This is a genomic window from Bacteroides luhongzhouii, from assembly GCF_009193295.2.
Taxonomy (GTDB): Bacteria; Bacteroidota; Bacteroidia; order Bacteroidales; family Bacteroidaceae; genus Bacteroides; species Bacteroides luhongzhouii.
Window position 1 is genome coordinate 1,098,499 of the sequence record NZ_CP059973.1, and the last position, 13,033, is coordinate 1,111,531.

Below are 13,033 nucleotides of genomic sequence, written 5' to 3' on the forward strand. Positions count from 1 at the left end.
CCATTATGAAAAAGATATATATTGCACTATTTGCCCTACTCGCTGTAGGCTCCATATTTACTGCATGCACTGACGAAGAACCGTTCGCTACGGTGACAGAGAATGATGATCCGCATATCCTTGACCCGGTATTTCCTGATAGAACGAACGGTCAATTGGCTACATTCGCCAACATCAGCCGGGATGCGAACTTATCCATCGCGCTGACCGTGACTCCGAAAGATTACACCACAGTAACCTGGTTCATTGATGGGCAGGAAGTAGAATCGGGTACCGACTCCGACAAGGAAATCAACCGCAGTCTGAAAGCCGGTACGTATAATTTGAAAATAGAAGTAGAAACCGTGAAAGGGAAGAAGACTTCCCGTGAAGGATTAGTGGTGGTCAAACCATTGGCTGATGACCCTCAATCTAAGGAAGTTGCCTTTGAGAGAATTGTATCTCCCGGCAAGACTGCCCGTTTATATGGCAATAATCTACAGAAGGTAACGGCCATCCTCCTGGGAGGAAATACGATTACCGATCCCACTTATGTTGAATCGGCAGATGAGAATTATCTGGAATACACCGTTCCGACAGGCGTAAGCGAAGGCGATTACCGCATCGTTCTGCAAGATGCCGACAGCAATGAATATGGGGCCGACATGGTGAAAGTAACCAATGCTTCCCTTATCATTTCGGGAGCTAACCGGGCTACGGCCAACGTGGACTGGACCATTTCCGGTATCAATCTTGAAAACATCGCTTCTCTAACTATCGGCGGGCAGACGGTGTCTCAATTCAGCAACCAATCTTCTACGGAAGTTACGCTGACTTGTCCGGATTTGTCTGACGGAAGCTATACGATGACAGGTAAAACCCGTAGCGGAGAGGCTGTACAGTTCTTGAACGATAATGTTACAACTACCGAACAGACTGTTACCGTATCTACCGAAATAACGCTTTGGTCGGGACACCATTACGTTTCGTGGGATAAGCCGGACGGTGACCCCAACAAGAGTTTCGGTCTGATTCCGAAGGATGTGTTTGCCGGTATCACAGCCGGATCAACACTGAAAGTAGTCTACTCCATAGAACCGACTGCCGAATATCATCAGATGCAACTTGCCACAGGTTGGTGGGGTGGCCTGGCAGATAAGATAGAATTTACGGAAAACGGTGAATACACACTGGTGCTGACACAGGATATACTGAATAAGATTCAAACTGAAGATGGATTCTTATGTACGGGACATGGCTATTATGTGGATTTGGTAACCGTGAAATAATTATCCTAAGTAAGTTTAAAAATCATTCATGCCATGAGTATCTGTCATTCTTCGGGTTAAAGCCCTCTGAATGGCAGATTACATAAACGATACTACTTAAAAAACAAATCATAATGAAACTAAGAAATATTATATTAATGACCGCATCTATCGCAATGACTGCCTGTTCCAAACAGGCAGTTCCCACTGCCATTCCTGAAGACGCAAAAATTGAACAACAAGTGGAAGAGCTTCTATCAAAGATGGATCTTGACGCCAAGATAGGGCAAATGACCGAGCTTGCTATTGATGTATTAGGAGAGACGATAAATGGAGAATTCCAATTGGACGAGGCAAAACTCCACAAAGCGATTGCCGAATATAAGGTAGGTTCGTTTCTCAATGCTCCCGGCCCGGTAGCACAAAGCCCGGAAAAGTGGAACGAGATTATCAGTCGAATACAAGAACTGTCGATGACGGAGATTGGTATTCCATGTATCTACGGCCTGGATCAGAATCATGGTACTACCTATACATTGGGCGGCACGCTCTTTCCTCAGAACATCAATATGGGTGCTGCATTCAATCCCGAATTGACCTACGAAGCGGCACGTGTAACAGCTTATGAGACAAGAGCAAGCAATTGCCCCTGGACATACTCCCCCACTGTCGATATGGCGCGCGATCCCCGTTGGCCACGTGTGTGGGAAAACTATGGAGAAGACTGTTTAGTCAATGCCATTATGGGTAGCATTGCTGTCCGAGGCTTTCAGGGAGATGACCCTAACCATATTCCCGCCGACCGAATTGCTACATCCGTAAAACATTACATGGGATACAGCATGCCACGTACCGGTAAAGACCGCACGCCGGCTTATATATCGGTTTCCGAACTGCGTGAGAAATGTTTTGCACCGTTCAAGGCTTGTGTGGAAGCAGGTGCACTGACTATAATGGTCAACAGTGGTTCCATCAACGGAAAGCCTGTACATGCCGACCGCGAACTCCTCACACAATGGCTGAAAGAGGACTTGGGATGGGACGGAATGTTGATCACCGACTGGGCGGACATCAACAATCTTTATACCCGCGAACATGTGGCGGCGGACAAAAAAGAAGCCATCGAAATGGCAATCAATGCAGGTATAGACATGGCTATGGAACCATATGATCTCAATTATTGTACATTACTAAAAGAGTTAGTACAAGAGAAGAAAGTGCCCATGAGCCGCATCGAAGATGCCGTCCGCCGGGTGCTTAGACTTAAATTGCGTCTGGGTCTGTTCGATCATCCGAATACCTTGCTGAAGGATTATCCTCTCTTCGGCAGCAAGGAGCATGCGCTTATCGCACTTCATGCAGCCGAAGAATCGGAAATATTGCTAAAAAATAAAGATAATATTCTTCCGCTTCCTCAAGGAAAAAAGATATTGGTAACCGGTCCGAACGCCAACTCCATGCGTTGCTTGAACGGCGGTTGGAGCTATTCGTGGCAAGGACATCTGACCGATAGATTTGCCGACAAATATAACACCATTTACGAAGCAATCTGCAACAAATTCGGAGTCGATCATGTCCGTTTGGAACAGGGCGTAACCTACAAACCCGAAGGGGCTTACATGGAAGAAAATGAACCGGAGATTGAGAAAGCTGTGACCGCCGCCCGCAACGTGGATATTATTATCGCCTGCATCGGTGAAAATTCATATTGCGAAACACCCGGTAATCTTTCAGAACTTGCCATCTCCGCCAACCAAAGCAAACTGGTAAAGGCACTTTCCGCTACGGGAAAACCGATCATCCTGATACTCAATGAGGGTCGTCCCCGCATTATCAACGACTTGGAGCCATTGGCTGATGCTATTATTGACATTCTATTACCCGGAAACTATGGTGGCGACGCATTGGCGAACATTCTGGCAGGAGACGTAAACCCTAGTGCCAAGATGCCTTACACATATCCGCGACACGAGGCAGCACTGACCACCTACGATTATCGGGTGAGCGAAGAGATGGACAAAATGGAAGGAGCTTACGACTATAATGCGGTAGTTTCCGTTCAATGGCCTTTCGGATACGGATTGAGCTACACCACTTTCGAATACAGCAACTTCCAAACAGACAAATCTTCATTTACCACGGGAGATGAATTGCGCTTTTCCGTAGACGTAACCAATACCGGTAAATATGCCGGAAAAGAAGTCGTCATGCTGTTCAGTAGTGATCTTGTGGCTTCGCTTACTCCCGAAAACCGTAGGTTACGGGCTTTCAAAAAGGTGGAACTGCAACCGGGCGAAACCCAAACTGTCACTCTATCCATCAAAGGCAGCGACTTGGCTTTTGTCAATTCCGATGGGCAATGGATACTGGAACAAGGGGATTTCCGTATGCAATGCGGAAATCAAACGCTGAATATTATATGCAAGTAAACAGAATACACCCATTAATGGATCAACCCGAAAAGCCGATTGTTTTTTGGGTTGTTTCTGTACAATACTGAATATACTTTTTAGGCACGGAATCCGTGTAATCCGTGCCTAAATTTATTATATAAACTAATTAGATGACATACCCATTATAAAGGATATTCCTCAAAAGCATACAAAATGGTAGATAAATAACGTTCACCTGTATCGGGTAATAATGCAACAATCATTTTCCCTGCATTTTCCGGTCGCTTCGCCAGTTCCGTAGCAGCATATACGGCTGCGCCTGAAGATATGCCTACCAACAAACCTTCCTGTTTGGCTAATTCACGACTCGTACGAATGGCATCGTCATTCTGCACCTGAATAATCTCATCTACGATAGAAGCCTTGTACGTTTTAGGAACAAACCCTGCACCGATTCCCTGAATCTTATGCGGCCCTGGCTTTCCTCCCGAGAGTACCGGAGAATCAGAAGGTTCTACTGCCACGATCTTTATACTCGGATCACGCATCTTCAGCGCTTCCCCTACACCGCTAACTGTCCCGCCAGTACCTACTCCGGCTACAAAGATATCGACTTTCCCCTCGGTATCTCTCCATATTTCCAGACCAGTAGTTCGTAAATGCATGGCGGGGTTAGCAGGATTCTCAAATTGTTGCAAGATGACAGCTCCCGGAGTGACAGCCTTCAGTTCTTCAGCCTTGGCAATAGCTCCTTTCATACCATCGGCACCAGGAGTCAATACTAATTCCGCACCTAAAGCTTTCAGAAGATTACGCCGTTCGATACTCATGGTATCGGGCATCGTCAGAATCAGTTTATAGCCTTTAGCTGCCGAAACAAAAGCCAATCCCACACCGGTATTTCCGCTGGTCGGTTCAATAATAGTTGCTCCGGAATGCAAAATACCTTTCGTTTCAGCATCCTCAATCATAGCCAATGCTATGCGGTCCTTCACGCTTCCAGCCGGATTAAAAGATTCAATCTTTACAATCAAACGAGCTTTCAGGTCGTTACTTGTATTATAGTTACTAAGTTCCAATAACGGAGTGTTACCTACCAAATCCGTCAATTTTCTTGCTATCTTTTCCATATATATCTGTTTTAAATTTCTCTTGTTTTAATATATGACAAAGATAGTGCGGATTCTGTTCAGGGTAAATACCACATATGTGGTAAATTCATACCACACATGTCTGACTTCCTGCCAGATATTATATTAAGAAATCAGCTCTCATAGGGCTGAATGTATCAATCAATACACCTGCTTCCAGACAAACACATCCATGAGGCTGGTCAGGTTCTACATAATAACCATCACCTGTAGAGAGAATTTCTTTCCGATCGCCAATGGTCAACTCAAACTTACCGCTTGCGACATAAGTAGCTTGGCTATGATAATGTTGATGCATAGAACCGACGGCACCTTTCTCAAATTCCACTTTCACCATCATCAGTTGCCCGTCATACCCCATTATCTGGCGGCGGATTCCCGGAGCCGGTTTATCCCAATCCAATTCTTTCTCAAACTGAAAAGCATCACTGCGTGTTTTCATCTTCCAATCTATTATTATTTATAACTATATTATTTGAATTTCTTCACATAATCTGCAATCAGATAACATGCCGGGCCGAGTACTTGACCATGATCGAATCCTTGCATTTCATACAAAGTCACTTTCTTGTTACCTATACTTTTCAAGACAGCTTCCAGCAGCGCATTTTCTTCATACCTTGCCGCCATTTCCAGATGCTTGTCCCCCGTAATCAGCACAAGAGGAGCCGTTTCCTTACGAGCCTTATTTACTGGAGCATACTCGTCAACCACCGGAATGCCGTCAGGCAAACCGCGTTCCTTACGAATAGTGAAATGTGTCACCGTCTGGCCACTAACCGGAAGATAAGCAGCCACACTATCGGCATCTGCCCCGTATGCTGCCATATACTTTTTATCCATTGCCAGAATCAACGAAAGATAACCTCCCGCAGAATGACCGGAAACAAAAATATGATCCTTACGACCACCATACTTTTCAATATTCTTGAAAACCCATGCCACAGCTTCAGCCGCATCTTCGATATAAGCCGGATTCTTTGCTTTCGGACTCAAACGGTAATTCACCGCCACTACTGCAAACCCTTGTTCTCTCAATTCTTTGGGGACAAATTTATTTCCACCTTCCATACCACCACCGTGAAACCAAACGATAGTTGAGAAGTCCTTCTTGTTTTCAGGATAATAAATATCCAGTTTACAACGTTCCAGACGATAGGTGTCCGTTTCGGAACCGGAGATATAAGATATATCTTTGTCGGTACGATAAACATTTTGTGCTTGAGCAATGCAAGTACAAAGCAAAAAGAGAAGAAGGCAAATCTTTTTCATGATCTTATTTATTTCAGTATTTCGTATTCTTTTCCAATAAGCAGTAACCAACCAATTTGCTGTCCGGACTCATCATCTCACATAAAACATCGGCTGGCAACTACCTTGATATATGACTATCCATGTTTCTTTTAAAATGCAATATTACGAAATTCTGATAAAAAATAGTCCTTCTACATACAGCTAATTCTGTTTATGCAGAAAATTAGTCTTATGTATATGGAAGTATATAAAAAGCGATAGCATTAGTGTTTATCATTTCACATTCATTCCTTCAGCCATTGTATACATATCCGGCAAATCGGCAGAGAAAAGCGAAACCGGACTTTCATACATCTTTATAAAACTCTTTTCAGAGGCATGTCCTTTAAATACAGAATAGAAATGCGACTCACTTTCACTAGGATCATATTTGTTTCTCCACATCACAATCATGCTGACAAACTGTCCTGTAGCAGGGGTAAGAATTTGCTGTGTCCAATAGTTTTTCTCTGGAACCCCATCACGTTGAATACCCTCTACTCCGGTTTCTGTAACCCCGCACGGTTTTTTTAGTTCTTTCGACAGACGAGACAAGGTATTCATATTGGTGGTCAGCACAACCGGACTCAATCCATGATAAGAATCCATTCCTAAAAAATCCACATAATCATTGCCGGGCCATCTGAATAGGAAGTTCTCACGTCCCTGCACAGAATCTATTTGCGGGGAAATCGCATAGATAAGGTTATGCACATTTTTTGTGTCCCGCAAATAATTGACTGTAAACTTCCAAAAGGAAGTAAATTCATCACTGGTAGTACATGAACTCCCCCACCACGACCATGTTTGGGTATGCTCATGATAAGGGCGGAAAATGACCGGAACCAATTCACCATTCTTACCTTTCAGATTCAGTGCAAAATCCGCCAAACGATCCAGCCAAGTTTTAAATTTAAGATGTGTAGGACTTCCCTCTTTAAGAATCTCCTTCACAACCTCATTACTGGAATTATCCCATGAATCACCTCCGGTCAACGGATTATTCAGATGTGCACATGCAATAAGTACCTCGCCACGCTCATAAGCCTCTAAAGCGACTCTTTTACGAATTTCATTTTCCGGGTTCTGATAACGATCATCCATTATTTCAGCAACATCAAAACTGAAAACCGCCGGATAGTCACCACAAACATCATGAGTGTCGGAACGTCCTTCCTCATTATACCATTTACGACCATACCAAAGATCATCATGATGTCCGAACATGAAACCTTTTGACTGAATAGCCCAAAGATTAGAATACAAGGCTTTAGTCTCGAAAGTCGCGTTTTTATCTACAATAGAAAGTTCCTTCACTTCTTCATATTCCGGATAAAGCGCCGATACCTCTTCCACATCACTACAACTCATAAAAACGGATGCTAATCCGATCAGAAGTATATTGATTTGCTTTTTCATAATTATCTGTCTTTTAATCTATATTCGTTAATAAAATAAAACTTTGAGCCTTGAGGATAGTCTGATAAGTTACATCAACTGTTAATCCTGTCTGAACAGGAACGGGGTGTCCTTCATTGTTAGTTTGCCTATTCCCTTCTTCATATACATATAAAGAAACATTCTTGAGAGCAGCAGGCAAAGAAATATCCAAAGATCGATCCTCGTCTCCTATATTAAGGGCAGCAAAAACATATTTTCCTTGATATTCTCCCGCAGCCGCATAAACACCTTTCGTGCGATCAAGCGTTGTTTTAAGGATATTAGAACCAGTCGGGAAATAACGACACATCAATGACCAGGTATAGTACCACGGACGGATTTCTTCCTGCGAAGGATCATTGAAAGTTTCTTCTCCTAAGATATTCCACATTCCCCACAGCTTAATATCTTCCGTCTTACCAGAATCACCGCTGCTGTGCATTGCGTCATCCAACATCCAGGCAGCTATTCCCGAATATCCTCCATTCATTACCTCCATACAGAGCAATGGCATATCAAGACCATAAAAATAGTCGTATACCAACATATTAGAATCTGTACCTTTAGTAAACGGATGACCTTCGACACGCCGGTTATACTCTTTCATTAACAACGAATCTGCTTCACGCCCGTATTTGTAGCCAGCCTCTCCCAACACAATCTTTTTACCAGCAGGAATAAATTCCTTATGACGAGCCAGAATCTCCGCATATTGCCCTGAACGTACTTCATGTTGTCCGGGATAGGCATGAATATCGTAAATACCGATGTGCGAATCCAAGTCGGTAGCCGCCTGTTTCACCCATCCTGCCGCGTCAAATGGAGAAGACGGATTCTTATAATCAACGACTGCATCAGGTCCGGCAAACTGCACTTTGCCGTCTAGCCCGGGATATTCTTTCATCTTATCCGCAAAACGGAGTAACATGGATTTCCACAGGTCGTAGTCGCCGTCAGTTGAAGCCCAGTTCCCATCAGGTTCATTGAAGATCACAAAATATTTGATACAGGAAAAACCAAGGTCATTGACCAGATAATTCAGGTAATCGACAGACATATCCACCCAACATTGTTCATCCTTCATTGCCCAAGTAGGGGGATTATATTCACCATACATCACCACAATATTATGATCTGTACAATACTGCAACAAGCGGGAAAGTGACTCTATATTACGTGTTTTATCATACTTTCCCGTCTGCGGATCATAATAACGAAAAGGACTGTTAATCATACAACGCACATACCCCATACGCATAAAGTCAAGGCGTTTAAACAATTTCTGCCAGTCTTCGTCAGAAACGGAGGTTCCCCATGACTCGGCTTCATCGTAAGGGTCCCACTCCACGCCATTTCCTATGTAACCGGAAGTAACAACCTCTTGAGACACATTTACTGTCAGCCGGTTGTCAGAGTGCGTACATGAAATAAGCAACATCCCCACCACAAAAATTCCTATTATTGTTTTTAAATTCATCATTCTGGTTTTAATAATCGTAATTAGTATACACTATCAGTGATTCCGCCGGCATAGTCACTGTCTCTCCTTTTTCAAGGTGAAGAATCAAGTTCTCATCATTCGGCAAAAGGAAATGATCTCCTTTCTGTCTCAACGTACCGTCTGAATATATGAACTTTTTACAACCTGACAGAGAAGGAAGAACATTACTTTTTAATTTTACCGTTTTCGGACTATCAGAAACATTCACCAGAGCAATCATATATTTCCCATCTTTTCCTGATACGGCAGCCTTTACAAAAGGTTCTCCGGTGGTGTCTGTTCTATAAACCGCAGTTCCGGCAGGCATATACCTAGTCAGTAACGACCAAGCATAATACCACGGACGGACGTTTTCCTCTTCTGCTCCGAAACATTCTTCACCGAATATATTCCAAAATCCCCAAATCTTCAGTTTGTCAGGTGCTTCATTAGAGTGCATGGCATCATCCAGCATCCAGGCAATGGAACCTGAAAAACCAGTATTGACAGTCTGAATAAGAGCATCTGCCATATCTGTTCCATACATATAGTCATAAACAAACATTTGCGAATCTTCCAACGAGGCGTTAACTTTACTCTTGGCTCTATGAATATTCTCCTTCTGATACAAAGAATCAGCCTTTTCTACGAATTTAAAACCAATTTCTCCCATCACGATTTTCTTTCCTTCAGGAATTTTCTCTTTATAGGCAGCAATAATATCTGCATATTCTCCAGAATTAACAGTAACTTTAGACGGATAAGTATGGATATCGTAAAGTTCTATTTGTTCGTTCAACTGTACTGTACAACTATCTATCCATCCTGTCTCCGCTTTGTCCCATATAGCAATGTCCGGACCGACGATACCAACTTCTCCGGTCAGGTCAAATTCTTTCATATATTGATAAAACTGCCGGACAGATGATGCCCAAAGAGAGAAACTCTTATTAGTGGCAGCCCAATAACCATTCGGCTCATTCACCAAATTGTAATAGCGGATACAAGAATATCCTTTATTATGAACCAGATAATCAACCAAGGCAGCTGCATGACGAAGACTTTGACTGTCAATCTCTGCTTCGCGGGCACGAATGACACTCCATCCCCAATCTCCGAACATGACAGTTACATTACGACTCTGGCAATAGTCTAACATTTTAGATAATACTCCCATCCCCCGTTCCGGCACCAATCTCCCCTGGTCAACAAACGAAGAAGTATTAATCATGATACGAATAAACTGCGGACGCATAAAATCAAGTCTGTCATACAGTTTCTCCCAATCGGCTTCCGAAATAGTTAGTTTACCTTTGCCATAATCCAGTTGATAAGGATCCCATTGCGCCCCATTGCCTATATAGCAATCATTTAGCACCGTTTCCGTATCTATGGTGATTATCACATCCTGTTCTCTCGTAGAACAGGATGCAAAAAAGGCTATAAAAAAAATAAAGAAGTATTTCTTCATATTTTATCATCCATTAGTTAATCCTCATTTTTTGTCACGAGTACAAAGAACTTACGTGCCTGTTTAGCAAACACATCATAATCAGTATAAATATAGGTCCACTCATCCACACCATTGATTTGGAAAGAGAAAGCATTATTCGGCAAAGTTACCGTATTGGTATAGCCTCCACCCTGGAATAATGTATAAGTTCCCGGATTTTCGAGTACAGCAGTCGATTCATTTCCGTCCGAATCAATAAAGGTAATGGTACCTAAACTGTAATTACGAATCCAACGGCTTTCTCCTACTGGGATTTTCCGATAATACTTTTTCAAATCAATATCCGTCTTATCTGCCGGATTAGAAGAACCTTTAAATATAAAATCTGCATATTTCCCGTCAGGTCCGGCAGCATTTATACATTTCCCGGATGTGTTTCCATCATCTGTAATATTCTCCATAATAAAGGTCAGTGTATTGTCATACTCTTTTTCCGGGGAATATTCATCATACCAGCACCATGATTTGTCCATAAACGGATAAACTCTTCCGCCACCCCATTCCGGACCTGTGCCACCATAAATAATCAGATTATTAATCGACCATGTACCTTCCAGACTTTCACGGAATTCATTCACATAGATCGTATATTCACGTGTTTTTCCAGTTGCGGAAGTTACAGTAAGAACCGATTTCCGCTCCGGATTACTAAAATCCAATGTACTGCCTTTACCTGCAGAAGCTGTGGCTTGATACGACAATTCGATAGATTCTATTTCAACTTTCGACAAATCAGGAATAGCCCCCACATTAAGGGTTACGGTAACTTCCCCGGTTGTATCATCAATGCGTTCAATTTCAGCCTGTCCTACCTGATTCTTGAATTTAAGACTCGTTACAGACCTCTCGTTATTCCATCCTCCATCATTCAAATCATCCTGCATGTCTTTCACACAAGATTGCATTACCCCTATACAAAGGATAAACAGTATGTATTTTAATAGTTTATTCATAGCTCACGATTTTTTATTATTCTCTTAAACTTGGATTAAGATTAATCTCGGTTTGCGGCAACGGATAGAAAGAATATTGACTTTCATTTAGTCCGGCATCCTTCACTTCTTTGATTTCTCCAATCCTGCCCCAACGACGAATATCGTACATACGATCTCCTTCAAAAGCCATTTCAAACTTACGTTCTTCATATACTTTCTCCCGGAATTCATCTATCGGCAACCCTGGAGTCAAATCTCCCAATCCTGCCCTATGTCTGATAAAGTTTATCAGTTCATAAGCTTTGGTAGTCGGGCCGGCAGCTTCGGCATACACCATAGCAATGTCAGTAAAACGAATGAGAAAGGGGCGTGTACTAGTCTTATCCCCATCAAATTTGGGATCGATGTATTTCCGGCAGAAAGGGTATTCAAAATCACCGCCATCCGGTTTCCATTCCGCTTTTACCGTTCCATCTTCGTTATACACCTTGTCCACAATGAGATCTTTCTTACGCAAATCGTTTCCATCAAACTCATTATAAAAATTCACTTCCGTACGATATTCTCCCCAACCGTCATGAGATTTTATATATTCATTTTTGTCTCCTTGCTTGATCCAGATAGTAGCACCCTCAATATAAGGAAGGAACATTTTGGATATCTTAGAATATTGTCCTTCTGCCTCTCCCGTTCTATCCATAGACATCAAGAAAATATTTTCTTTACCGGCAAAGTTCTCTACATCATAAATCTTGAGCAAATCACTTTCAAACCCATATGTATTCTGCGGATAATCCGGATCTAATCCTAATACTCTTCCCGCGTAAGTCACAGCATCCTGATAGAGAGAATTAACATCTTTCGCCATTTCCTTGTACAAAGGCACATTATTTGCTTTGGCAGAAGCTGCATATAAATAGATTTTAGCTAACAAAGCCTGTGCGCCGACCCTATCGATACGTCCCATTATAGGAGCAGAGTATATAGGTAACAATTCTTCCGCTTTTTTACAATCGTCAATCATCAAATCATAAATTTCATCCATGTTATTTGCCAAAGGAGTACCAGTTTGTGACAGCGTCTCCACTACTCCATAATGCATCGGTATCAAACCGAAGTTACGTGAAAGACAGAAGTAATTATATGCACGTAAAAAATAAGCTTCACCCAAATACTGATCTTTTAGCTTGGAATCAATATCCGTACCCGGCATCTTCTTAATGACAGCATTCGCCCGATTAATAGCTATGAATGAGTATTTAAAGAAATTGACCAAAGTAGCATTGGTATCAAAGTTATCAATTCTCCACAGATTCAAGGCACGATTATCAACGGAGGCATCTCCTTTAGTAGTCATAATTTCAGTAGGCATATCACCGATGAAATAAAGAGCACGTGAATACTCGATGTAGGTAAGAGTAGCGTAAGCGTAATGAATAGCTGCCATTGCATCCCCCTCTGTTTTATAGAAGTTGTCTTCGGAATAGAATCCGTAAGGCTCTTCATCAAGACTGCAACCGGAAAAGCCCAGGATACAGCTTATTAAAATGAAAGTGTATATATTTTTTTTCATATCATTTA

The 13,033-nt window shown here is 42.3% G+C and carries 10 protein-coding genes; 2 read left to right on the top strand and 8 right to left on the bottom strand.

The genetic code is table 11. The features are described from left to right. Positions 1 to 5 precede the first annotated feature (5 nt). Positions 6 to 1,268: a hypothetical protein gene (locus GD631_RS04130; protein ID WP_143258870.1), complete on the top strand. Its 1,263-nt coding sequence runs from the start codon at positions 6 to 8 to the stop codon at positions 1,266 to 1,268. 113 nt (positions 1,269 to 1,381) lie between these two features. Then, positions 1,382 to 3,676, top strand: coding sequence for a glycoside hydrolase family 3 N-terminal domain-containing protein (locus GD631_RS04135; protein ID WP_143258869.1), 2,295 nt, complete (start codon positions 1,382 to 1,384; stop codon positions 3,674 to 3,676). A 146-nt stretch (positions 3,677 to 3,822) separates the two neighbouring features. Here GD631_RS04135 and cysK read toward each other — a convergent pair whose 3' ends face one another. From cysK to GD631_RS04175, 8 genes are all read right to left on the bottom strand, one after another. Beyond that, positions 3,823 to 4,770: a cysteine synthase A gene (cysK, locus tag GD631_RS04140; protein WP_008646758.1), complete on the bottom strand. Its 948-nt coding sequence runs from the start codon at positions 4,768 to 4,770 to the stop codon at positions 3,823 to 3,825. 121 nt (positions 4,771 to 4,891) lie between these two features. Further along, a complete protein-coding gene (locus tag GD631_RS04145; protein WP_143258868.1) occupies positions 4,892 to 5,233 on the bottom strand; it encodes a cupin domain-containing protein in 342 nt (113 codons plus the stop codon). Between the two features lie 29 nt (positions 5,234 to 5,262). Further along, entirely contained in the window at positions 5,263 to 6,063 is an 801-nt protein-coding gene (locus tag GD631_RS04150) for an alpha/beta hydrolase (protein WP_143258867.1), read from the bottom strand. 255 nt (positions 6,064 to 6,318) lie between these two features. After that, positions 6,319 to 7,503 (bottom strand): glycoside hydrolase family 26 protein, encoded by a 1,185-nt coding sequence (locus GD631_RS04155; RefSeq protein ID WP_143258866.1) that lies wholly within the window; start codon positions 7,501 to 7,503, stop codon positions 6,319 to 6,321. 13 nt (positions 7,504 to 7,516) lie between these two features. Continuing rightward, positions 7,517 to 9,001 (bottom strand): hypothetical protein, encoded by a 1,485-nt coding sequence (locus GD631_RS04160; RefSeq protein ID WP_143258964.1) that lies wholly within the window; start codon positions 8,999 to 9,001, stop codon positions 7,517 to 7,519. Between the two features lie 10 nt (positions 9,002 to 9,011). Further along, positions 9,012 to 10,475, bottom strand: a complete 1,464-nt coding sequence (locus GD631_RS04165) for a hypothetical protein (protein ID WP_143258865.1) — start codon at positions 10,473 to 10,475, stop codon at positions 9,012 to 9,014. 17 nt (positions 10,476 to 10,492) lie between these two features. Then, on the bottom strand, positions 10,493 to 11,470 hold the full coding sequence (locus tag GD631_RS04170; protein WP_143258864.1) for an SGBP N-terminal domain-containing protein: 978 nt from the start codon (positions 11,468 to 11,470) through the stop codon (positions 10,493 to 10,495). Positions 11,471 to 11,486: 16 nt separating this feature from the next. Beyond that, complete coding sequence (locus GD631_RS04175) at positions 11,487 to 13,025, bottom strand: RagB/SusD family nutrient uptake outer membrane protein (protein ID WP_143258863.1); 1,539 nt, start codon at positions 13,023 to 13,025, stop codon at positions 11,487 to 11,489. Positions 13,026 to 13,033 lie beyond the last annotated feature (8 nt).

Bases quoted from the DNA above. Each gene is read 5' to 3' on its own strand.
- GD631_RS04130 (WP_143258870.1), top strand. From the start codon at position 6: ATGAAAAAGATATATATTGCACTATTTGCCCTACTCGCTGTAGGCTCC.
- GD631_RS04135 (WP_143258869.1), top strand. From the start codon at position 1,382: ATGAAACTAAGAAATATTATATTAATGACCGCATCTATCGCAATGACT.
- cysK (WP_008646758.1), bottom strand. From the start codon at position 4,770: ATGGAAAAGATAGCAAGAAAATTGACGGATTTGGTAGGTAACACTCCG.
- GD631_RS04145 (WP_143258868.1), bottom strand. From the start codon at position 5,233: ATGAAAACACGCAGTGATGCTTTTCAGTTTGAGAAAGAATTGGATTGG.
- GD631_RS04150 (WP_143258867.1), bottom strand. From the start codon at position 6,063: ATGAAAAAGATTTGCCTTCTTCTCTTTTTGCTTTGTACTTGCATTGCT.
- GD631_RS04155 (WP_143258866.1), bottom strand. From the start codon at position 7,503: ATGAAAAAGCAAATCAATATACTTCTGATCGGATTAGCATCCGTTTTT.
- GD631_RS04160 (WP_143258964.1), bottom strand. From the start codon at position 9,001: ATGAATTTAAAAACAATAATAGGAATTTTTGTGGTGGGGATGTTGCTT.
- GD631_RS04165 (WP_143258865.1), bottom strand. From the start codon at position 10,475: ATGAAGAAATACTTCTTTATTTTTTTTATAGCCTTTTTTGCATCCTGT.
- GD631_RS04170 (WP_143258864.1), bottom strand. From the start codon at position 11,470: ATGAATAAACTATTAAAATACATACTGTTTATCCTTTGTATAGGGGTA.
- GD631_RS04175 (WP_143258863.1), bottom strand. From the start codon at position 13,025: ATGAAAAAAAATATATACACTTTCATTTTAATAAGCTGTATCCTGGGC.